Below are 24,070 nucleotides of genomic sequence, written 5' to 3' on the forward strand. Positions count from 1 at the left end.
GATGTTACTTTACCTATGATCTGTACTGTTTCCAGCTGCAGCCACAGCTCTTTCTTTTGATTGAAATGCCTTTTAGGGTTCTCCGTTGACTAGTATTAAGGATGAGTTTAGAATATTGTACTTCTTTGATCCTCCTAGGTCTTTCTATATTTGTAGCCTTCATCTTATTCGCACTCCTTTCTCTGTTTACTATAATTTATTTCTACTCTGTTAAGAAGGAATGGACGAATAATTCTATATTATTAAAAAAGGGCGTTCCCGATAGGATGAATCATCTATGGTGTACCATTTCATCATAGGTACATGATACTTAAAAGAAATGATAACCATATCCACACTCTCATCATGGTGATTCATGATATCAATAGTAGATGGTATGGCTGCTGTATTAGGGTGAGTGTGATAAATTGCGAAGATTTCCTGTTTCAGGCTGTTAATTTTTTTCATTGTGTCTTCCACAACATATTTACTCACAAAAAATCGATTTGTTGATCTCAACTCATTTTTCATTGGCCAGAGTGATTTGATTTGGTTAGATGTACCGGCTAATAATCCACATGCTTCGTAAGGTAACTCCGAGCGACAGGTGTTTAATAATTTACTATAAAGACCTTTAGGGATTACAATTTCTGTTTGGTTCATATTATTTTGACTTAAAGAAGGAGAAAAAGGAAGAGCGTTTACTCGTAGCATTTATTTCTGTTTGTTCTTTTGGATGGTTAGGTGATTCTTTCGTTTTATCGTGGCTCATTACTTGTTGTGTCGCATTTATTGCTTTACTTTCAGTTGGATTTGCTAAAGCTTCATTCTCCATTTTAGATACTTCTGGTACTTTGGGTTCTGATTTATTTTCGATTGGGGTAGCAGGAAGGGAGTCTGTATTCACTACTTTATTGGTACTAATAGGTTCTGGAGTGATGATTTTCTGAGTCTCCTCTTTTGTTATTGGCTCTTGTACAGGAGATGGTGTATTCTTTTTCTTAATAATGTTTTTGTTCAACTCATACTGCGAATTAACGAAACTTTTTCTACTTTGGCTTATAGATAATGTGTTATTTCTACTATTTGGCCGGGTAGGAATTCTATTTATGCTGGGATTTTTAGACTGTGCTGGTTTTTTTCTAGTTGTTTTATTACTTTGTATTAGGGCTCCTTTGCTAGTTGTAATGGAATGAAGAATATTTTGCACTCGACGATATTCTGATTGTGCTGAAACAGACTTTGGTTCTTCTTTTGGTGTCAGTCTCTCTCTGATTTGAGAGAAGTCTTGATTTTGAAGTTCTATATCATTTTTTATTTTTGCTAGGTTATCATCGGTTTTTTCAATAACCTGGTCCAGTTTACCAATTACTTCCTGTAAATGAAAGCTGTTTACCTCCCCTTTTATTAAGGAGATATCTTGTTTTAATTGATTGATAGAATCATCAATTGATTCTAATTTGGTAATGATATGTTGAGCTTGTTGTTCATAACGGTTAATTTGTTCCTCATATTGCGTTTCCATCCGTTTTAATTCCCCTTTTAACTGTATATTTTTTTCTTTTGACTCTTTTAAAGCCTGATGTAACTCAGGAAATTTATTACTTTTTTTATATGAGCTTATAGGTATGCGTTTTTGTTCGTAATCCTCCAGTTTTTGTTTTAAGTTTTCAATTTCCGTTACATTATATAATTTAAATTGATACATTATTGTCACCCTTTACACAGCACATTAATAGTTTATTTATATGTATTTAAATGGTTACAAAAGCACATGATTTTGAAATGCTTGTAAAATAGGAATGTATAATCGTATAACTATTAAATGATATGCACCTATATTCCTAAATATCATGATAATTCCGCTTTTTAATCAAACCATTTGACATACATTCACATAGGTTATCAGTGTAAAGATTGAAATAATTTGGAGGTGTATTCTTAATGAAGTCAGGAAACTTATCAGGAGGGCAGGAGTTACTCTGTATTAACACGGAGAAAGTATATGACTGGATTGTAAACGAAGCAAACTTTGATCTAGCTATTGACGACTTGCCATTACCTGTGAACCCTATAACTGGTGTTCAATTAGAGTGTGATGATATTGACATCGATTCCGTAACTTGTACAGTTGAACCTGCTGCTGTTGACCCAGTAGTTATCTTAGATCGAGTTGATCAAGAATTTGTTGTAGACGGTGCAGAAGTTACATTACAAATAGTTAACATTCGTAAAACCTTCGATGTAACTATATTTGTAGATTTAGTACCGGAATTAGGTGGAGTGACTGTTGAGGTTGGGACAGTAGAATTCTCACGCTGTGAACAAGTGATTCTTTGCGCACCTGAGGACACAGATATAGATGTAGATTTTACCGATTTATCTTGTTTTGTTTGTACAGCGGCATGTGATGCAGGAACAACTACAGGAATTGACGTCCTTGATGTAACAGTTGATGTCCGTTTATGTCAGAGTATCCAATCTACTTTTGATGTAACGTTAGAAATTGTTGCTGAGTTCTGCCAGCCAAGGGATATTCTGCCATTCCCACCTTGCCCTGCACCTACTATCCCACCACAATGCCCAGTAGTATTTCCTAGCTCTGTAGATGTTGGTCCAGCTAAACGTTCCAGTACTAATGAGGCATAATGAAGCATAAGCTTAAAGAGAGGAGTTTTCCTCTCTTTATTTTTTGTGGAGGTGCTTTCTAATGGTCCAAAATCGTAAATATGAAGAGTGGAAAGAGCTAAATAACAAATATATACGTGAGATCAATGCCCTCATACAATCTATGAAATCTAATAATGCTTTACAAGTGATTAGTTATTTTACCCACTCATTTAATATTTTTCCTTCTGGGGATTTCGATAATTTTTGTATAGGGACATTTCATCTTAAAAACATAGGGACACAAGCTTTGAATAACCCTTTTATCTGTATCCGAGTTGAATCGGAAAATGAGTTTGACTTTTCTGGTAAGTACATATATCAAGATTCTCTACGAAAGAATCGGGTTACGCAAGCTTGGGAAAGGTTCAATGATTCAAAAGTCAAACATGAATATTGGTTAAGACCAGTTGATATAGGAAAGCTAGCTAAAGGTGAAGAGATCTCCTTTTCCAACTTTCAACTAAAATGGAAGTCACATTCTTCGTATTCCTTCCGGGTAAATGCGTTCGTATATGGTGATGAGATACAGGAAGGGCAACATGCATTGAATGATATTCATATTAAAGGAACAATAGCTAAGGAGGATGATACAGATGGATGAACAGCAAGAATTAACGATTAAACACTTAGTTGACCGTTATTTACAAGAGCAGATGCAACAGATGTTAAAAACAGAACAAAAAATTAATAATAACGCTAGTTTCATATTTTTAGATAACCATACCATTGACATGATTATGATGTATTTATTTTTACGATCAGATCAACAGGCTTCTGTAAAAGGAAGCGCAACGAATAGTGAGAGTCTGGACATCGATCGATTGATGTCGGAAAATAAGCATGCCTTTGAGGAAATCATTCAGCAGTTAAAAGAAAAAAATAATGAATGAAAGGTTGGAAAAAATTGCGGGAATATAAGAGCTGGCTATATTTACCGATCGAGGTTAAAGTAAGAGAGCTCGATGCGAAGCTGTTATTAGCATACCATGCGGCTAGAAAGGGTTACCTAGTGGTAATCGGAGACCATTACATGGTAGAAAATGCTTCAGACCAATTGCCAGAAGGAATTTTCTTTTCCAAAGGATATCCGCATGGTTTTAGAAAACGAGTAATTACAAGAGCAAGTCAAAACGGTCACCGTATAGTAGAGCTTGATGAAGAAGGACTACTTATACAAGCGGATAGATATATTCAAGATCGAATGAAAAGAGATATGTTGAAATTGATTGATAAAGAGTTATGCTGGGGTGAATTCCAACACGATGTGATTTCGAAGGCTTATCCTGATTTAGCTAGTAAATGCCATATAGTAGGAAACCCACGATTTGATCTATTAACACCTAGATACCGACAACTTTATGAACCGGATGTTCAAGTCTTAAAGGAGAAACATAAAGAATTCATCTTAATTAATACTCGTTTTTCGCTATACAATACCCCTAGAGGTAAAGTTGATAGTCCACATTTTAAATCTATTAAACAACTCTATTACTATTTTATTGATTTAGTTAAGGACCTTTCCGAGCGATTTCCAAATGAAACATTTATTATTCGGCCCCATCCGGGAGAGGACATGCAATCTTACCGGAAAAGTTTTTCTACAGCTAATAATGTAAAGGTGGTTCATGAAGGAAATATAATTAAGTGGTTACTTGCCACGAAGCTTATTATTCATAATGGGTGTACTTCCGCAATCGAGGGATTTTATTTAAATAAACCGGTTATTTCATATCTACCAGTAGAATCAACATCAAAGGAAGTGCCAAATCAATTAGGCGAAAGACTGAGAACTGTAGATGAAGTAAGTAAAGTAATGAAGGAACTAAACGTAAAAACGGGTAGGGTGAATAGTCCAAAAGTAATGGCACCATATTGCAGATGGAAAGAGGGAGAGTATGCATATGATATTATTATTCACCATTGTAATGAAATAGCAATACCTGCTCAAGATATACCAGTAAGACAAAAGCTTATTATAGACCGTGGGATTATGACAAAGCAAAAACGTAAACGGCGTTTTTCTTTAACCCAACAAGAGATCCAAGATTTCTTTCTTAAGATAAACCAGGTAGAAAATCTCAATAGTAATTTAGATATCGAACCAATAGGGCAAAACCTATTTAAAATAAAAGCCTTATAAATGTATTATACAAACTACGATTAGTAGGTTAAATCATTCATCGATGATTTAGCCTACTAATCGTAGTTTGATTTTTATTAGGAATTAGTTTAACTGTACAAGCCCTCCCCTAATTCTTTAGAGCACAGAATGAAATAATATATTCTTTAATAGGCAGCGGTCTTTAACCAATTACCCTGTAGTTAATATACATATAGAAGTATAGCTCCTCCTGACAACAACGATATGAGGGAAGGAATGAATCAAGATGTATTTTAAAGAAAAGCATATTTTAGTAATAGGTGGAACGGGTACTATTGGGAAGAGCATTATTAATACTATTCTCCCCGAAAAGCCTAGAAGAATTACTATTTTAAGTCGTGATGAGCACAAACAACAGCTTTTACAACAGGAATTAGGAGAAGAGGAGACTTTACACTATATTATCGGGGACATTCGAGATTATGATACCGTTAATGAGGCCATGCGAAGTGTAGATTTAGTATTCCATTTGGCTGCCATGAAACGAGTGGACTTTAGTGAAGCAAACCCATTCGAGACTGTGAAGACAAATATACTAGGAACGCAAAATGTAATTCAAGCAGCAATTAGTCAACAAGTAGAAAAAGTAATTTTTACTAGTTCAGATAAAGCGATTTCTCCAACTAACGCATATGGGGCAAGTAAGCTTATTGCCGAACGTTTAATTATTCAAGCAAACAGAAGTGGGTTAATCGATACGACTTTTGCTTGTGTTCGCTTTGGAAATGTAATGGGGTCAAGAGGTTCCGTAATTCCATTATTTATAGAGAGCATTTTGAATGAACGTAAAATCACCATTACAGATCCTACTATGACACGATTTATGATGACTTTAGACCAAGCGACGAAACTAACCATTCAGGCAATGAAAGAGGCGAAGGGTAGGGAAGTATTTGTGTTAAAAATGCCAGTTGTTCGAATAGGTTTACTTGCTGAAGTTGTGCTAGAAGAAATATGTCAACGTGAACAAATAGACAAAGATAATGTAGAGATTCAGGTGGTTGGAAAGCGGATAGGGGAAAAAATGTATGAAGAATTGATGACAGAAGATGAGGCAAAGAAGGCATGGGAAACATCGGATATGTTTATCATACCCAGAAGTGCTACGATTAGTTATCCTAATGTAAACAAAGCAGAAGCAACATATTACAACTCCCATTCCCAAACCCCATTATCTAAGGAAAAGCTTCGGTCGTTATTATTAAGTGAAAAACTAATCTAGTTAAGGTTGTGAGAATTAATGGATACTTTCACTAAAAACTATTGGTCTATGTATCTTGATTTTTTAAATGACTATAAAGAACTAACCTATCGTGGATATTCCTTACCTTATTTATGTCATTTCCGAAGCTTAGTTAGAGAAATAGAGCCAAATTTCTATAAAAAGGATTTTATTCATCATTGCAAACATATCATTACAGATTCCCGTGAAATTCAGGAAGAATTTAATCGTTACCTAAATACGATGGAACAAAAAAGCTCAAAACCGAAAAAAGGAAAAATAGTCTTCCATGATGTTTATAATCTCCTAAGAATGCCCATGCAAACCTTTACGATGAATTTTAAGGGTTACCCAATCATTCGGTTAAGTGAGGGCCCATCCCCTTCACTTATGGACAGTTCTAAACAAATAGTGAAAGGGAAACCAGCCCAACAAATGAAAGGATTGGTATTTAAGAAAATTAAAAATGCCAAAACAGCTAACCAAACTGCAATTGCCATACCTGTTGACTATTTTGACAAATATACTATTGATACGAGTGGATCTATAGGCAAGGTTAAAAGTATGGCCAAAAAGATTTTTCAAAGATATGAAAATCATATTCTCTATTCGAATAGCAAGTTTCGCTCTGTATTTTTTATGCAACTTACGAAGATAATTAATCGTTTTGAAGAAGCAGAAAATTTTTTAACGAAGAATAATGTTGCTTGTGTAGTTGTTCCGTCAACTCATTACTTGGAAAGTCGTGTATTAGTTATAGTTGCAAAAACGAAAGGCATTCCAACAATATGTATGCAACACGGTATTATTTCTAGTGAAATTGGGTATCTGCCTAAAATTGCTAGGGTGGACGCTGTGCACGGGGTTTATGAACGGGAATGGTTTTACAAGAATGGGGCACCAGATGGATCGATTGAGGTTATTGGTCACCCACGGTTTGATTTAATGAGGCATCCACCAAAAATAAGTAGAGAAGTGTTCCATCAACAATTAGGTATTGATCCTTCAAAGAAGACACTTTTAATAGCCGTCCGTGGAAATAAAAATTTGAAAGGCTGGAAACGTTTTATTAAAGCATTATCCAGTAATACCGATTTGAATATTATTTTAAAGGATTATCCCACTAAAAAGTCACATTCCTTAACGGAAATATTCCCATTTGTTAAATCAATCACGAAGTATAAGCTTTACGACATTCTGCATAATGTAGATATTGTAGCGACTTATTCTTCTACTGTAGGTTTAGAAGCAATGATCTTAGGTAAACCAGTATTCATATTTGGAACTAATTTTGAGGGTAATACAGGTTATTTCTCACCAGATTATGAATTTGTTGAAAAAAAACCAGAGGCATTAGCAGACAAGGTGCGACAGTATATGACAAATATTAGAAGAGAACAAATTGTAGCAAGTCAGCAGGAATTTCTAAAGCATGCATATCCGATGAAATTCTCATCTGGAAATAGGCTAAGGAAGCTCGTAGACAAATTAATGAAAGAATAATAGGAGGATGAAGCATGAGTAAACAGGAGAGAAAGTCATTAAACGATATTCATGATTATTGGAAGCACAAAAGTGAACCAGAAACCTATATTAAACCTAAAAAGAGAAGTGAATTTTTAGGGGAATATGTAAAAAAATACGCAAAATCACCAGATAGTATTTTGGAAATTGGCTGTAATGTTGGCAGAAATCTAAATCATTTATATCAAGAAGGCTATCACAATCTGACCGGGATTGAGATTAGCGAAGAAGCTGTTAAATTATTAAAAAAAACGTATCCAGCAATGGCTAAACAGGCAGAAATAATTTGCTCTCCAATAGAGGAAATCATACAAACCATTCCAGAATCTAATTATCATCTGACCTTTACTATGGCAGTTCTTGAGCATATCCACCCTGACAGTGAGTGGGTATTTGAAGAGATTGCTAGAGTTACGGGGAAGTATCTCATTACGATTGAAGCTGAAGAAGCAGAAAACTGGCGATTATTCCCTCGAAATTATCGTAAAGTCTTTGAACAATATGGTTTGAAACAAATAGAAGAGTCCAACTGTAAAGATGCAGGTTTGGAACTTTATACGTTAAGAATATTTTCGAAGTAAAGGAATTTTTATAGAAAATCGTGTCCATGTAGAAAGGGTGAAAAATGTGAATGTACTAGTTACTGGTGGAGCGGGATTTATCGGGAGATGGGTAGTAAAATGTCTTCTGGAGGATGGACATCAAATAACGGTGTTGGATAACCTAACCAACGGTAGAAAACAAAACCTAACAGAATTTGAGAAATTCCCGAATTACCAGGGATTAATTATTGGAGATATAAAAGATCGAACACTATTGGAAGATGTGTTTAAGCAATCATTTGACATTTGTTATCATTTAGCAGCAAGTATTAATGTTCAGGACAGTATCGATCATCCAAGGACAACTTTCGATAATGATGTGGTAGGTACTTTTCATTTATTAGAGTGCTGCCGAAAACAAAAGGTTAAACTTATTTTCATGAGTACTTGTATGGTGTATGACCGTGCATTAGGGGGAGAAGGTATACAAGAAATAGATCCTATAAAGCCAGCTTCCCCTTATGCAGGCTCTAAATTGGCAGCTGAACAGTTAGTTCTATCATACTATTATGCGTATAATCTCCCAGTAACCATACTGCGGCCATTTAACACGTATGGACCATTTCAAAAGACCACAGGAGAAGGAGGAGTAGTCTCGATATTCATTAAGAAAAAGTTAGCTAATCAAGATTTACAAATATATGGAGATGGGAAGCAAACCAGGGATTTGTTGTATGTGGAAGACTGTGCACGATTTGTTGTAGAAGCTGGATACAATGAAAGTGTAGAGGGTGAAGTGATTCATGCGGGTCTTGGAAAAGATATTTCAATAGAAGAGTTAGCGAAACTGATAGAAAGTGATCATACGAAAATAAAATATGTTCCCCATATTCATCCGCAAAGCGAGATACCCAAATTGTTATGCGACTATTCAAAGGCAAAGGATCTATTAGGCTGGGAGCCAACCTATACGCTGGAACAAGGAATAAAAAAAACAGAGGAATGGATTCGTTTGAATTCCTAGAAGAAAAAGGTGTACTTGATGGCAAAAGGTGAAAAATTAGCAATCTATGGTGGGAAACCAGTACGAGACATGTATTTACCTTATGGTAGTCAATGGGTTGATGAATCAGATATGCAAGCAGTTATTCATGTTTTAAAAGGAGATTGGTTGACCACAGGTCCGCATATTACGGCTTTTGAAAGAAAGGTTGCGGGTTACGTTGGAACCAACTATGCGGTAGCATTTTCTAATGGAACAGCAGCTCTGCATGCTGCCTGTTTTGCAGCAGGAATTACTTCTGGTGATGAGGTGCTAACTACTCCTATAACATTCGCCGCAACAGCTAATTGTATTCTTTATTGCGGTGCAAAGCCAGTGTTTGTTGATATTGATCCAGAAACCTATTTAATATCCCCGGAACAACTAACCACAAAAATTAATCATAAGACGAAAGCTATTATTCCCGTAGACTATACTGGTAACCCGGTTGATTATCAAGAGATTATGAGAATTGCAAAAGGACATGGATTAGTTGTGATTGCAGATGCAGCTCATGCGCTTGGTGCTACCTATCATGGAGATAAGGTAGGATCTATTGCTGATATGACGATGTTTAGCTTCCACCCTGTTAAGCATATAACTACTGGAGAGGGTGGCATCATTACAACTAATGACAAATCTTATTATGAGAAACTAATCTTATTCCGTAGTCATGGAATTACAAGAGATAAGCACTTATTAACGAATCATAATGAACCATGGTATTACGAGATGCATGAGCTTGGATATAATTATCGAATGACGGATATCCAAGCTGCACTAGGCATTAGTCAACTAGCTAAATTAGAAGATTTTCTACTAAAGCGAAAAGCAATTGCAACTACTTATACAGAAGCCTTCCAAACATTAAATCCAATAATTGTACCCAAAGTTCATGACGATAGAGAGTCTAGCTGGCATTTGTATGTGATAAGACTAGATTTGTCCAAACTACGCGATAACCGCCAAGCTATATTTAAAGCATTAATTGAAGAGAATATTGGTGTGAATGTCCACTACATCCCTGTTTATTTCCATCCTTACTATCAAAAACTTGGATATCAAAAAGGACTTTGTCCTCACGCGGAAGCCATATATAAAACCATTATTACACTACCACTATTTCCAAAAATGAATCCGTCTGATGTGGAGGATGTCATTTCTGCTGTAAAAAAAGTCATTTCCTATTATGAGGTGTAACAATGATTCTAGCGATCATTCAAGCTCGAATGGGTTCAACAAGATTGCCTGGTAAAGTATTAAAACCAATACTTGATAAGCCTATCATTGACTATCAAGTGGAACGTGTGAAACAGTCAAAAGCTCTTGATCAAGTGATTATTGCAACAAGTAATAATGTAAAAGATGATGCTATTATCTATTGGTGTGAAGCTAATTCAATTCCTTACTATCGTGGTGATGAAGCGGATGTTCTAGGGAGATACTATGAAGCTGCAAAGCAGTTCTCTGCTAGTACAATAGTTAGACTAACCGGTGATTGTCCAATTATAGATTCGAATATAATAGATCGTGTCATAATAGATTATTTAAAAGAAGGCACTTCCTATTGTTCGAATACGATTAAACGGTCTTTTCCGAGAGGTATGGACACGGAGGTGTTTTCAATGGATGCACTGGAAAGAGCCAATTTTGAAGCTGAATCACCATTAGATAGAGAGCATGTCACTCCATATATTCGAAATCACTTCTCAACTTTTAATGTCTTAAATAATACGGATTATAGTAATTATCGCTGGACGGTCGATACGAAAGAAGATTTTCAACTTATTAAGAAGATTATTACCGAGTTATATCCAAGTAATCCCCTTTTTACAATGGAAGATGCAGTCAAATTATTAGCAAATAATCCGGATTGGATGTTGATAAATAAAGATGTAAAACAAAAGGACGGATAGTTAATGCATATCGTATTTCGAGTGGATGCATCACGTCAATTAGGTACGGGTCATGTAAAGAGATGTCTAATATTAGCAAATGAATTACTTGAAAGAAGTGTAAAAGTAACCTTTATTAGTCGAAATTTACCCGGTAATATACTGGAAGAGATGAAAGAGTTCACCTCTTCCGTAATTGTTCTACCAAAATTAGACTCAAAGTTAAGTCAGTTAGACTGGTATAGGCGATATTGGGAGATAGATATAGCACAGTGTATAGAGAGAATGAAGGATATGGAAGAGATTGACTGGCTCGTAGTAGATCATTACGGGCTGGATTTTCATTGGGAGCAAAGGATGCGTCAACGGGTAAAGAAAATAATGGTTATTGACGATTTAGCCAATCGAAATCATGATTGTGAGCTATTACTCGATCAGAACTTAGTAGCAAATATGGAAAACCGCTATGATGGACTATTACCTAAGCGGGCGGTTCAATTATTAGGTCCTTCCTATCTATTACTAGATAAAGTATATCGGCATAGTCAAACTCCACCTCGCTCACATACTGTAAAAAGGATACTTATCTCATTTGGAGGAAGCGATCCTACAGGTGAGACGAAGAAGGTTCTTCAGGCAATTACCATAGTAAGGAAAAAGGAAATTCTTTACGACGTTGTGATAGGGAGTTCCAATCCGGATAAACCTCTTATTCTAGAGCATTTTGGTCATCTCGACGGTATTAGGCTTTTCCCGCAAGTTCCTTCTTTAGCTCCTTTGATGCTAAAGGCTGATTTAGCAATAGGGGCAGGTGGTGTTACGACTTGGGAGAGAATTGCTATGGATCTACCCTCCATCACGATTGAAACCGCTGATAATCAACGCGAAGTTCTTAACCATCTGCTACAGTCTGGTGTTATCTATCATTTAGGGAAAGGTGAAGAGGTAACAGTAAAGCAAATAGCTGTCGTATTGAATAAACTATTAACCGACCCATCGATTGTTCAACGAATGATAGAGAGAATTAGTTTGTTTAAAGATGATTTTATGTTAACTACTGAGAATCCAGTAGTAAAACTTCTAGTAGGAGAAGAGGATGATGTCAGAAATTAGAGATTATGAGCTACGAGTCATAAAGGAAGATGATCTAAAACAAGTGTTAGAGTGGCGGAATTCCCCCAGGGTAAAAAATGTAATGTATTCCAATCATCATATTACATGGGCGGATCACCTTCGCTGGTTTCAAAGTATTAAAGAAACCGCAGATAAAGAGGTATATGTATTAACTTATAAAGGGAAACCAATTGGTGTAGTAAGCTTACAAGAAATAAGTAAAGAACATAATCGCTGCGAATGGGGACTTTATATAGGAGATGAGAAAGCACCGAAAGGATCAGGTACTGTAATGGGTATACTTGCTTTAAATAAAGCCTTTCATGAGATGGATTTGCATAAAGTCTGTGCACAGGTTTTATTAACTAATGAGGTTAGTTTCAAGTTCCATAAAAAGTTAGGCTTTGAATATGAAGGAAGATTAGTTGATCATATTAAGAAGGAAAATAACTATATTGATGTGTTGCAATTGGCATTATTTCAATCAAAATGGAAAGAGATTAGGTATAGATTAATGTACAAAAAGGAGGGATGATATGAGTCCAATAAAGCTTGGGAATCATTTGGTTGGTAAAGGGTATCCACCTTTTATTGTGGCGGAAATTTCCGGTAATCATAATCAATCTATTGATAGAGCAATTCAAATCGTTGAGGAAGCAGCAAAAGCAGGTGCACATGCTATTAAACTACAAACCTATACCCCTGATACTATGACATTAGATCTAAATGAAAAGGACTTTAAAATAAGTGACGAAGCAAGTATATGGGATAACAAATCGTTGTATAATCTGTATCAAGAAGCTTACACACCTTGGGAATGGCATGAAGCTATATTTAATCGGTGTAAGGAGTTAGGCATCTTAGCCTTCAGCACCCCTTTTGACAACTCCGCAGTCGATTTTCTTGAATCGCTTGATGTACCTTGTTATAAAATTGCTTCCTTCGAATGTACCGATTTACCGTTAATAAGAAGGGTAGCTGAAACCAAAAAACCAATGGTTATTTCAACAGGGATGTGTACATCAGCAGAAATATTTGAAGCAGTCAACGCGGCTAAAGATGCGGGGTGTGAGGATATTATTCTATTAAAATGCACCAGTACCTATCCGGCCTCACCTATTCATACAAATATAAAAACAATTCCTCATATGAAAGAGTTATTTCAATGCCAGGTAGGACTATCAGATCATACGATGGGAGTTGGAGTAGCTGTTGCAAGTGTTGCCTTAGGTGCTGTACTTATTGAAAAGCATCTTACCTTATCAAGGGAAGACGGTGGTGTAGATGCAAGCTTCTCCATGGAACCAGATGAGCTAAAGGTACTAGTGTCTGAGACTAAAAAGGCATGGGAATCTCTCGGAAAGGTTCATTATGGCCCAACAGATGTGGAGCAAGCATCTTTGAAATTCCGTAGATCCTTATATGTTGTGGAGGATTTAAAAGAAGGGGATCTATTAACAGAACAAAATTTAAAGGCAATCCGACCGGGCCATGGTTTATCTCCTAAATATTTTCCGATTTTATTAGGAAAGCGAGTGAATCGCGATATTAAAAAAGGTTCTCCTGTGACATGGGAGATATTTTAAAAGCTTCTAAAAAAAGCTGGTTAGTATTTATAGTCGAGAGAAAAGAAAGGATACTAACCAGCAACATAAAATAAAACGATATTTAAAAATGTTTATTTCATTTCTGAAACCCACCATAGATGGGTATTGTTATACATAGAAAATGGCAATGGTTGCACACCCTGCAATCTATTGTTGTAAGCCCAAAGGCTATTTTGTGCATAAAGAATAAAGGCAGGTAAGTCTTCAGAGTATAGTTTTTGCCACTTACGATACATATCTGCACGGTACTCTTGTTTAAAAGCCTCTGGTGTTTGGCGTGCTTGGTCTAATAATTCATCAGATTCCGGATTATTCCAACGTGAAAAATTATACGAAGCTGTAGTTTCCCACAGACTAGATGGATCTGGGTCTGTACTAGGTAAATTCCAACCTAACAAATGCAAATCTAAATTGTTGTTATCGTTCGTTAATTCTTGTATTAACGTAAACATTTCTTTAGGCTCTCGAAGCTTAACCTTAATTCCGATTTCTTCTAGCATTTCCACTATTAATGGAGCGGTTTTTTCGCGAATTTTATTTCCAGTTGGATAATCGAAATTTAGTACCCAATTGTCTCCATCTGGGTCTTCACGAAATCCATCATCATCTATATCGACATACCCTAATCCTTCTAATATATCTTTTGCTTTTTCTGGGGCAAATGGGTAAGATTCTGTCACACTATCATCAAATGCCCAGAATTGTTTGGCAATCGGTGAGTTAAGTATTTCCCCGTGACCGTTTAATATTTCTTTAATTAGTTTCTCACGGTTAATACCATAAGCAATTGCCTGACGTACTTTAGGGTCAGATAATTTCTTGTTAGGCTGCCAGTTATCAGGATTAAGAACTCCATTTTCCACATCTTCTTTTGTTTGATGATGAAGCTTAAAACCTAGTAGTTGATAACCGAAATCGGGTTGTTCAATAATACTCATGTTTTCTAACTTTGTAACGGATTCATAATCATCTGGAGTAATGCCATCAGGATCACCGATAAAATCGATCTCGCCATTCTCTAATAAAGATGTTATTACTGGTTTGGCAACGACTTTCCAGATAATTTGTTCAAGGTATGGTGTGCCTTGCCAGTAGTCATCATGGCGCTCTAAAGTATATTCCTCACCTTCCACCATACGTACAAATTTAAATGGTCCAGTACCGATTACCTTTTCTGGATATATGGATGCTTCTGCACTAGGCATATCAGGTATTGGTATATCTTTAAATATGTGTTCAGGAATAATAGGAAAACTTGCGAAATATAGTGGATTTATGTTCGGCTCTGCGAATGTAAACGTTACGGTATAGTCATCTTCTGCGATAACTCCTTGAAACTCATCAGTTTCCCCATTAACATAATCTTCATAACCAAGTAGAGGTTTAACAAAAGCAGTTCGAATCCCACCAGCGTTTATGTAATCGGGATCAGCGATTGCTTGATACGTAAATACTACATCATTTGCTGTAAATTCTTCTCCATCATGCCACTTTACCCCTTCTTGAAGATGAAGGGTCAGTTTGGTTTGCTCCTCGTTTAGATCCCAACTCTTGGCAAGCTTTGGGACATATTCCATGCTTTTGTTTTGACTTACTAGACTTTCGTGAGTAAATGATAAGATATTTGCTTCATATGGATCGTCTTGAAAAATAGGATTGAACATTCCAGCAGGTGCTGAGTATAGCGCACCGGTAATCGAACCTCCTGGTATTGGCTCTTTTGGTATATTATTTTCTTCTTGAGCATCTTCACCTTCTGATGATTCGTTTGCTTTTTTATCATCACATGCAACAAGTAGGACAGAAAGGAATAAAAGGATAACATATACAAAGATATAACGTTTCTGTATGAACAACTGATTTCCTCCTTTTTAGTGCTGATAAAAAATTAAAAGTATAATCCAAACTTTTGGTAATAACGGATACTATTTTTTGGACAGTACATTCGTAACATATTATGAAAGGTTGTTTTGTTTTATTACTTTTCAAAAGGTGGGGTTTAACTAAAGCAAGCTCGATATTGCTTCGAATGCTCGAAATTTTATATTATTCATTTTGGTGATACACTAGTAGAAACAATTAAATTCGAGGTGTAAAACATGGATTTACGTACCTATATAACTTTAGATGCAACGGAAATGGCAGATTTAGTTCGTAAAAAAGAAGTAACCGCAAAAGAGCTTGTCAAGCTAAGCTACGAGCAGTTAGAAAAGGTTAATCCCGTACTGAATGCAGTTATTCATGACCGGAAGGAAAAGGCACTTCAAGAAGTGGAGAATATTAATATAAAAGGCTCGGGGTTCCATGGGGTTCCATTTTTATTAAAAAATATATCGCAAAGGTTAAAGGGAGAGCCGATTACTTCAGGTTCGCGACTTTTGCGTTCTAATTTCGCTAAAGAAAATTCGAACTTAGTGGACAAGCTTCAGCAATCAGGATTTATCTTCTTAGGACATACAAATACACCGGAATTTGGTCTGAAAAATATATCCGAACCAGTATTGTATGGTCCGTCAAGAAACCCTTGGAATATAGAGCATTCTCCTGGAGGATCTAGTGGTGGGACGGCTGCTGCGATTGCTGCGGGGATTGTCCCAATGGCTGGTGCTAGTGATGGTGGAGGATCGATACGTATCCCTGCATCGTTTTCCGGTTTATTTGGGTTAAAGCCAACAAGGGGACGTACTCCAGTTGGGCCTGGTGCCGGTCGACAGTGGCAAGGGGCATCGATTGACTTTGCTTTATCTAGAACAGTAAGAGATAGTGCTTCATTACTTGATATTCTACAGATTGTTCAACCTGAGGCTGCTTTTCAAACACCACTTTTCCCAGGTAGCTTCCATGATGAGATGACAAAGCCTTTTGAAAAGCCGTTACGAATTGCTTTTTCCACTAACTCACCTGTTGGTACACCAGTATCAGAGGATGCGAAAATAGCAGTAAAGCAAGTAGTTTCATGGCTTGAGAGTGAAGGTCATATTGTAGAAGAAAAGGAAAATGGTGTAGACGGTATTCAGTTAATGCGGAATTATTATTTAATGAATAGTGGAGAGATGGCTTCGTTAGTCCAAGAGCTGGAAGCGGCATTTGGAAGGGAGCTTACGGCTGATGATATGGAGGTTGAATCTTGGCTATTAAGTGTTGCTGGGAAGTCTGTTACAGCTGCAGTATTTTCTGAGAGTCTTTCCTCTTGGGATGTTGCTGCAGCACAAATGGCTAAACTTCATAGTGAGTATGATTTCTTTATTACTCCAGCTACCGCTTATACGGCTCCAAAGGTGGGGGAACTTACCCACTCAGAAGAAAAACAAGCGGAACTTAGAGAGCGTATTATGAAACTTGATAAAACAGGTCAGCAGGAGCTCATATATGAAATGTTCCTACCAAGTTTAACGTATACACCATTTACCCAACTGGCTAACTTAACCGGTCAACCAGCGATATCTGTTCCTGTTTATTTATCAGATCAAGGCTTACCACTGGGTGTACAAGTGATGGCAACAAAAGGTGAAGAACATCGTCTTTTACAGTTAGCATATCAACTAGAACAGACATCACTCTGGATAGACATTTTCAAAAATCCTTTCTTGAAAGAAATAAGTGAAAAAGGCAAATTGCCACGTATATAAAAATAAGGACGGGTCTTTAAGAATAAAAGGATCTGTCCTTTTATATTTCAATCTTATTACTTTCCACAAATCAGGTTTGAAACAAGTTTTCCACGGTGTATATAGGTAGAGTGCCATATTATTTACTCAAATATTAATAGTTTATAAATGATATTTTTTGAAAATAATGTATATTAAGTAACCTTTTACTAACGAACTAATTTTTAGTATAGTTAAAGGGTACAGTATTTTATGCAGAGGGGCGTTAGTAGATGCAGGAAACAATAATATATAACGAAAAAATAGGAAAAGTCATCGAGAATATTAATAAAGTAATGATTGGGAAAGAAGATGTAGCTGTTTTAAGTTTAGTGGCTTTACTTGCAGAGGGGCATGTATTACTTGAAGATGTTCCTGGTGTTGGGAAAACAATGCTAGTTCGTACATTAGCTAAATCACTAGATTGCGATTTTAAAAGAATTCAATTTACCCCAGATTTATTACCTTCCGATGTAACCGGTGTATCCATCTATAATCCGAAAGAAATGGAATTTGAATTTCGTGGTGGGCCGATTTTAGGAAATATTGTATTAGCAGATGAAATTAATCGTACTTCGCCTAAAACACAGTCTGCATTACTTGAAGGAATGGAAGAAAAAAGTGTAACAGTTGATGGGAAGACCATTCCACTTCAAAGACCTTTTTTCGTTATGGCCACTCAGAATCCGATTGAATATGAAGGAACATACCCACTACCGGAAGCTCAGTTAGACCGTTTCATTTTAAAACTTACGATGGGCTATCCATCTTTAAAAGACGAGTTAGAAATGCTAGAAAGAACATCTAAAGAGCACCCCATAGAAACTATTTCACCTGTCATATCAAAAGAAGAATTAGTATTAATACAAGAAGAAGTTCGCAATGTTTATATAGAGAAAAATGTTCAACAATATATTGTTAATCTAGTAAGAGAAACAAGAAATCATGAATCTATCTTTCTAGGGGTAAGTCCACGTGGATCAATTGGCTTAATGAAGGCTGCGAAAGCATATGCATATGTCATGGGGAGAGACTTTGTTCTTCCTGATGATGTGAAGTATTTAGCTCCTTACGTCCTTCCTCATCGTATTATATTAACTTCGGAAGCGAAATATGATGGGATGACAGCAAGACAAATAGTAGAGCGTGTAGTCAAACAAACATTTGTACCTATTCGAAAGGACTTTTAAGTAATGAAACGGGCTTTTCGTTTAGTACGTAATGTAATATTTGTCTTCCTATTATTTGCTGTATTGTATGCTTATGCCATGTTTCAAGGAGGATTTACTAGCTGGTTTCTATTTTATAGTTTTTTACCAATATTTCTTTATCTCGTTGGTTTTGCTTTTTATCCGATTTCTAAGTGGCAAGTGGAGAGGAATATGGTAAAACATGTTGTTGCAACGGGGGACCGGATAACTGTGTCGCTAGAGATTAAAAGGAAGATTCCCTTTCCAATTTACTATATTATCGTGGAGGAAGTCTTTCCAGATACGATTAATCGAATCGACTTGAGGCATGCAAAATTTCAATATCTAGACCAACCAAATAAATTGTTTAAAGCTCGCCAAGTAAAAAAGATTATTTTCCCTTTGCTTAAGCGTAAATTTACCGTTGCTTACGATTTAGAGCAACTTCCAAGAGGGGTACATTTATTACCAGCAATTCGTGTAAGAACTGGTGATATTTTTGGCTTAATTAAAAAGGAGTTTGTTTATCCTGTAACGAGTGAGCTGATTGTTTATCCAATCGAACGAGAGCTTCATATGAGGGAAAGGATGAACAGTTATGAGCAAGGATCGATTTCTTCCTTTGCGATGAATTTAAAGAATACTAATGTTGCAACAGGAGTTCGCGAATATATGCCTGGAGATAAGTTCTCTTGGATTGACTGGAAGCAAACTGCTAAGAAAAATGATGTGATGACGAAAGAATTTGAACAGGAAAGAAGTACAGATACTCTGATTATTTTAGATAACTGCTATTACGATGGGATGAATCTGTTAGCTTATGAAGCAACCATAGAAATGAGTATTTCTTTAATGGAGACAATTCGTAAACAAGCTTCACAGGTTGGCTTTCTTTCGGTTGGGTCTGACACTGTATTTTTCCCGGTAAGACAGGACCCGATGAAAATGGAATTGATTCGAAAACATTTAACACAAGTACAGCCTAGTTCAACATTTCAATTTGCTAGGAAGCTTAAAGAAGAAATGCAAAAGATTACAAATAGCTATTATGTCATAATAGCAATCACTCATCTGGATGAAATGTTAAGGGAAACATTACAGAAGATGAGGCTCCGAGAGAAGAAGCTACTCATCATATTTATCCAAGCAGAGAACCGTATTTCGATGGAAGAACACCGGGTCATTCAAGAGCTTCGGAATGAAGGGATTGGAGTTAGTCTATTAACAGAAAAAGACCTAGTCGTAGATCCAATTGAGGTGAATGCCTGATGAATAAAGTAAATAAAACGAGAATCCCATTTATTTATACCTCAACCTTATATCTCGCTGGCCTGTTACTATTTTTAGAATGGCTCTATCCAGTTGACCAAGTTACAGATACTACTTTTATCGGTGTTTTTATCATTTACGCGTTTTTCTGTTTCTTTATTACGTTGCTCCAAGTTAAATGGTGGCTTTCCATTTTATTAAAAGGATTCGGGATATTTTTCATCTTGAATGGATTGTATTCTGTGAATAGTTTTTGGAGTGTATTGTGGTTTCAGGAAATTTATACGGAATTGATTTATAACATTCAGGTACTATTTGCAAGACAATGGTTTGATCTATCGAATATGTTCCGTACACTGATGTTTTTATTCATTATTTGGTTAATGAGTTATTTAGTTTACTATTGGTTTGTCCAAGTAAAAAGAGTATTAATATTTAGTGTATTGACGTTTATTTACATTACATTATTAGATACGTTTACCGTTTATAATGCAGACTGGGCAATATTCCGCACCTTTGTAATTGCATTTTTAGCACTTGGGCTAGCTAATGTGTTAAAGGAAATTCAAAACGAGAATATTCAAACCTATCGTTTAAATACCAGACCACTTTGGATTTTACCACTTGTAGCGGTTGTGTTATTTTCTTCCATGGTTGGTTACGCTGCACCAAAACTTGAACCACAATGGGCAGATCCGGTTCCTTACTTTGAGGGTGTAATAAACGGAAATGGCAGTGGAGGCGCAGGATTAATTCAGAAAGTTGGATATGGTGAAAATGATTCCCGACTAGGCGGCTCTTTTGTTCAGGATTATACGCCTGTCTTTAATGCTTATATGCAAGAGGATAACTATTTCCGTATAGAATCGAAGGATTATTACACTGGAAAAGGCTGGGTTAATTCAGAACAAATAGACCATTTGGAACAAGTGGATTGGGATATTCAATTTGAAACTTTTACTGATCGTGTCGAAACCGAAGAACGGAGCATGACACTAGAATTTGATGAAAAAGCATATATATCAAAGCTCTTATATCCATACGGAATTAAAAATGTTATAGCTCCAGATGGGGAAGTGCAATTAAAGTTACGCGAAGATAATGGTGAAATCTTAACTGTTGTAGATGATCAAAATATCATCTTATCTAATTATATGATTACCTATGACAAACCATCATATCCGATTGAGTTAATGCGCCAAAGTGCACAACCAACTGATGAAAAGTTGATGGAACAATATACCCGAATCCCAGCGACACTTCCAAGTAGAGTAGGAGATTTAGCGAGAGAGATTACGGATAGCTACGATAACCAATATGACAAAGTCCGAGCAATTGAACGCTACTTTAGTGCAAACGGCTTTGAGTATCAAATTGAAGATGTGGCTGTGCCATCAGAGGATCAAGATTACGTTGATCAGTTTTTATTTGAAACAAAAGTTGGATATTGTGATAACTTTTCGACTTCCATGGTAGTCATGCTGAGAACACTTGATATCCCAGCTCGTTGGGTAAAAGGTTTTTCAAGCGGGGTAAAGGTTGAAGACAATGTAAATAGTGAAGGTCAAGATTTATACGAAATTACCAATGCCAATGCCCATTCATGGGTTGAAGTATATTTTGAAGGTGTTGGTTGGGTACCGTTTGAACCAACTCAAGGCTTTAACGTACCAAATAGTTATTCGGTGGACACTTCTACAGATGATGCTATAGAGGTACCAGATGTAGAGACACCAACGCCGCCTGAACAAGATTTACAAACTCCAGAGGAAGTAGAAGACGCGTTTAGTCCAAGTGGGGCAGAAGAAGGTAATCCGTTTTTTGAGTTTAAACTCGTTCACTTTATTATTCTAGTAGTTATTCTCGTGATTGGAATACTATTAACATATTGGAAGAGAAATCAAATAAGAAGTTATTTGATAGAAAGAAGATTGATAAAAAGGAAAGACGCAGAGTCTTATCAAGACGCGTTTCATTTTGTATTAAAGTTATTAAAAAATAAAGGTTTCAAAAAAGAACCTGATCAAACATTAAGAGAATTTGCGGTAAGGATAGACAATTGGTATGGTTCTGATGAAATGGGCAAATTAACAGCCAACTATGAGAAACTAATCTATCAACATAACATCACCCATACTGTCGATGATGAAATATCTAATTTGTGGAAAAATTTAATTAAACGTATATTGGGTTGACTAGAGTTTCCTTTCACTAGTAAAATAGGTTTAACTTAATAAGACTCGCTTTCATATATCCTCGATAATATGGTTCGAAAGTCTCTACCGGGGTACCGTAAAAACCCTGACTATGAAGGCGGAAACTCTAGAAAACAACACTAATGTTCTGGATTTCTGCCTTTTTCTATACCCAAACATGCTCAGGAAAGCGTGTATAGAAAAAGTAGGAGTCCGGATTTTTTTATTATTTTTAAAGTTTTTTTGGAAGGTAATATGACTAAAGTTGAAGCTCTGAGCGACCCGAATACACGGAGACTCCCGCGGGAATAGTGGCCAGAGTGAGACCCCGCAAGAGCCTTGGCTCTGAGGAGGCTCACGGGTCACCCGCAGGAGAGCGGAGTGTATTCGGGTCGCGGGTTTGGTAGTTAGTAAATAATTTTAATAAAACTTGAGGGAGAATAAAATATGGACAACGAAATGATTCTAGTATTAGACTTTGGCAGCCAATATAACCAATTAATTACAAGAAGAATCCGAGAATTCGGTGTATACAGTGAACTACACTCACACAAAATCACAATAGAAGAAATCAAAAAAATAAATCCAAAAGGTATCATTCTTTCCGGTGGACCACATAGTGTATACGATGAAAACAGCTTCCGCCCAGACGAAAGAATCTTTGAATTAGATATACCAGTACTAGGAATTTGCTATGGTATGCAATTAATGGCTCTACATTACGGTGGAAGAGTAGAAAAATCAAAGAACCGTGAGTATGGAAAAGCAACCATTTCACTACAAAACAATCCAGTATTATTCAGTGAAACCCCAGAAGAGCAAACAGTTTGGATGAGTCACGGAGACAAAGTAGTTGAAGCTCCAGAAATGTTTACAGTTGATGCTATCAATCCTTCTACACCAATTGCTGCTTTTAGTATGAAAGAAAAGAATATGTACGGTGTTCAATTCCACCCAGAAGTACGCCATTCGGAATTCGGTAATCAATTATTACGAAATTTCGTGTTTGATGTTTGTAGGGCTAATGGTGATTGGACGATTGAAAACTTTATCGAACAAGAAGTTAAAGCAATTAGGGAAAAAGTCGGTGACCGTCACGTACTTTGTGCCCTAAGTGGTGGTGTGGATTCCTCTGTTGTAGCGGCATTAATTCATAAAGCAATTGGCGACCAACTAACTTGTATATTTGTTGACCATGGTTTGTTACGTAAGAACGAAGCAGATGATGTTATGAAGGTTTTCGCTGATGATTTTGATATGAATGTGATCAAAGTCGACGCTTCAGAGCGCTTCCTATCAAAACTTAAAGGTGTCGATGATCCAGAGAAAAAACGCAAAATCATCGGTAATGAGTTTATTTATGTTTTTGATGATGAAGCCGCAAAACTTAAAAATATGGACTTTCTAGCACAAGGAACGCTTTATACAGATATCATTGAAAGCGGAACGGATACAGCTCAAACGATAAAATCGCACCATAACGTAGGTGGACTTCCTGAAGATATGCAATTTGAACTAATTGAACCACTTAACACTTTATTTAAAGATGAAGTTCGTGAACTCGGTTCCCAATTAGGATTACCAGACCGTATTGTATGGCGTCAACCGTTCCCAGGACCAGGACTTGCAATTCGTGTGCTAGGCGAAGTGACGGAGGAAAAGCTTGAAATTGTTCGTGAGTCAGACGCTATTCTTCGTGAAGAAATCGCTAATGCAGGACTAGAACGCGATATTTGGCAATATTTCACCGTGTTACCGAATATTCGAAGTGTCGGTGTAATGGGAGATGCTCGTACGTATGATTACACAATTGGTATTCGTGCGGTTACTTCTATCGACGGAATGACTTCAGATTGGGCTAGAATACCTTTTGATGTATTAGAAAAAGTCTCCACTAGAATTGTAAACGAGGTTGCACATATTAATCGAGTAGTGTATGACATTACGAGTAAGCCACCAGCAACAATTGAGTGGGAATAAAAATACGAACAATAATTTCCTTTTATAAAAAAAC

General features: G+C 36.5%; 21 protein-coding genes and 1 riboswitch. Of the genes, 18 read left to right on the top strand and 3 right to left on the bottom strand.

The genetic code is table 11. The features are described from left to right. Nucleotides 1-234 precede the first annotated feature (234 nt). Nucleotides 235-642 (bottom strand): M67 family metallopeptidase, encoded by a 408-nt coding sequence (locus AB1K81_RS14625; RefSeq protein ID WP_412977409.1) that lies wholly within the window; start codon nt 640-642, stop codon nt 235-237. A gap of 1 nt (nt 643) precedes the next feature. After that, nucleotides 644-1,687: a hypothetical protein gene (locus AB1K81_RS14630; RefSeq protein ID WP_412977410.1), complete on the bottom strand. Its 1,044-nt coding sequence runs from the start codon at nt 1,685-1,687 to the stop codon at nt 644-646. Between the two features lie 236 nt (nt 1,688-1,923). Between AB1K81_RS14630 and AB1K81_RS14635 the strand changes: the two genes are divergently transcribed. From AB1K81_RS14635 to pseI, 13 genes are all read left to right on the top strand, one after another. Next, complete coding sequence (locus AB1K81_RS14635) at nt 1,924-2,628, top strand: BMQ_0737 family morphogenetic spore coat protein (protein WP_412977411.1); 705 nt, start codon at nt 1,924-1,926, stop codon at nt 2,626-2,628. 61 nt (nt 2,629-2,689) lie between these two features. Beyond that, nucleotides 2,690-3,250 (top strand): hypothetical protein, encoded by a 561-nt coding sequence (locus AB1K81_RS14640; RefSeq protein WP_412977412.1) that lies wholly within the window; start codon nt 2,690-2,692, stop codon nt 3,248-3,250. Next, nucleotides 3,243-3,539, top strand: a complete 297-nt coding sequence (locus tag AB1K81_RS14645; protein ID WP_412977413.1) for a hypothetical protein — start codon at nt 3,243-3,245, stop codon at nt 3,537-3,539. The genes AB1K81_RS14640 and AB1K81_RS14645 overlap by 8 nt, the downstream gene beginning before the upstream one ends. Before the next feature lie 14 nt (nt 3,540-3,553). Then, nucleotides 3,554-4,789 carry a surface carbohydrate biosynthesis protein gene (locus tag AB1K81_RS14650; protein ID WP_412977414.1) on the top strand — a complete coding sequence of 412 codons (1,236 nt, stop codon included), beginning with the start codon at nt 3,554-3,556 and terminating at the stop codon, nt 4,787-4,789. Between the two features lie 247 nt (nt 4,790-5,036). Beyond that, a complete protein-coding gene (locus AB1K81_RS14655; RefSeq protein WP_412977415.1) occupies nt 5,037-6,032 on the top strand; it encodes an SDR family NAD(P)-dependent oxidoreductase in 996 nt (331 codons plus the stop codon). 18 nt (nt 6,033-6,050) lie between these two features. Continuing rightward, nucleotides 6,051-7,535: a capsular polysaccharide export protein, LipB/KpsS family gene (locus tag AB1K81_RS14660; RefSeq protein ID WP_412977416.1), complete on the top strand. Its 1,485-nt coding sequence runs from the start codon at nt 6,051-6,053 to the stop codon at nt 7,533-7,535. A 14-nt stretch (nt 7,536-7,549) separates the two neighbouring features. Then, nucleotides 7,550-8,137 (top strand): class I SAM-dependent methyltransferase, encoded by a 588-nt coding sequence (locus AB1K81_RS14665; RefSeq protein ID WP_412977417.1) that lies wholly within the window; start codon nt 7,550-7,552, stop codon nt 8,135-8,137. 46 nt (nt 8,138-8,183) lie between these two features. Next, the gene (locus AB1K81_RS14670; protein WP_412977418.1) at nt 8,184-9,122 is read left to right on the top strand and encodes a dTDP-glucose 4,6-dehydratase; all 939 of its coding nucleotides are present in this window, start codon (nt 8,184-8,186) and stop codon (nt 9,120-9,122) included. Nucleotides 9,123-9,140: 18 nt separating this feature from the next. Next, the gene (pseC, locus tag AB1K81_RS14675; protein WP_412977419.1) at nt 9,141-10,340 is read left to right on the top strand and encodes a UDP-4-amino-4,6-dideoxy-N-acetyl-beta-L-altrosamine transaminase; all 1,200 of its coding nucleotides are present in this window, start codon (nt 9,141-9,143) and stop codon (nt 10,338-10,340) included. Between the two features lie 2 nt (nt 10,341-10,342). Further along, a complete protein-coding gene (locus AB1K81_RS14680) occupies nt 10,343-11,056 on the top strand; it encodes a cytidylyltransferase domain-containing protein (protein ID WP_412977420.1) in 714 nt (237 codons plus the stop codon). A 3-nt stretch (nt 11,057-11,059) separates the two neighbouring features. Continuing rightward, on the top strand, nt 11,060-12,148 hold the full coding sequence (gene pseG, locus AB1K81_RS14685; protein WP_412977421.1) for a UDP-2,4-diacetamido-2,4,6-trideoxy-beta-L-altropyranose hydrolase: 1,089 nt from the start codon (nt 11,060-11,062) through the stop codon (nt 12,146-12,148). Further along, complete coding sequence (pseH, locus tag AB1K81_RS14690; protein ID WP_412977422.1) at nt 12,135-12,683, top strand: UDP-4-amino-4,6-dideoxy-N-acetyl-beta-L-altrosamine N-acetyltransferase; 549 nt, start codon at nt 12,135-12,137, stop codon at nt 12,681-12,683. Before pseG ends, pseH begins: the two co-directional genes overlap by 14 nt. A gap of 1 nt (nt 12,684) precedes the next feature. After that, nucleotides 12,685-13,734: a pseudaminic acid synthase gene (pseI, locus tag AB1K81_RS14695; RefSeq protein ID WP_412977423.1), complete on the top strand. Its 1,050-nt coding sequence runs from the start codon at nt 12,685-12,687 to the stop codon at nt 13,732-13,734. A 92-nt stretch (nt 13,735-13,826) separates the two neighbouring features. On the opposite strand, the gene AB1K81_RS14700 is transcribed toward pseI, so the two are convergent. Continuing rightward, nucleotides 13,827-15,611, bottom strand: coding sequence for an ABC transporter substrate-binding protein (locus AB1K81_RS14700; protein WP_412977424.1), 1,785 nt, complete (start codon nt 15,609-15,611; stop codon nt 13,827-13,829). Nucleotides 15,612-15,854: 243 nt separating this feature from the next. Here AB1K81_RS14700 and AB1K81_RS14705 point away from each other — a divergent pair, with 243 nt between their 5' ends. The 5 genes from AB1K81_RS14705 to guaA all read left to right on the top strand — a co-directional run bounded on the left by AB1K81_RS14705 (nt 15,855) and on the right by guaA (nt 24,036). Then, entirely contained in the window at nt 15,855-17,384 is a 1,530-nt protein-coding gene (locus tag AB1K81_RS14705) for an amidase (RefSeq protein ID WP_412977425.1), read from the top strand. Nucleotides 17,385-17,635: 251 nt separating this feature from the next. Further along, nucleotides 17,636-18,592, top strand: coding sequence for an AAA family ATPase (locus AB1K81_RS14710; protein WP_412977426.1), 957 nt, complete (start codon nt 17,636-17,638; stop codon nt 18,590-18,592). A 3-nt stretch (nt 18,593-18,595) separates the two neighbouring features. Further along, complete coding sequence (locus tag AB1K81_RS14715; RefSeq protein ID WP_412977427.1) at nt 18,596-19,861, top strand: DUF58 domain-containing protein; 1,266 nt, start codon at nt 18,596-18,598, stop codon at nt 19,859-19,861. After that, nucleotides 19,861-22,056, top strand: coding sequence for a transglutaminase domain-containing protein (locus tag AB1K81_RS14720; protein ID WP_412977428.1), 2,196 nt, complete (start codon nt 19,861-19,863; stop codon nt 22,054-22,056). Before AB1K81_RS14715 ends, AB1K81_RS14720 begins: the two co-directional genes overlap by 1 nt. A gap of 31 nt (nt 22,057-22,087) precedes the next feature. Next, a riboswitch (purine riboswitch) is annotated at nt 22,088-22,189 on the top strand. A gap of 314 nt (nt 22,190-22,503) precedes the next feature. Then, a complete protein-coding gene (guaA, locus tag AB1K81_RS14725) occupies nt 22,504-24,036 on the top strand; it encodes a glutamine-hydrolyzing GMP synthase (RefSeq protein WP_412977429.1) in 1,533 nt (510 codons plus the stop codon). Nucleotides 24,037-24,070 lie beyond the last annotated feature (34 nt).

Origin of the sequence: Ornithinibacillus jepli, assembly GCF_047228935.1 — a bacterium.
Lineage (GTDB): Bacteria > Bacillota > Bacilli > Bacillales > Amphibacillaceae > Ornithinibacillus.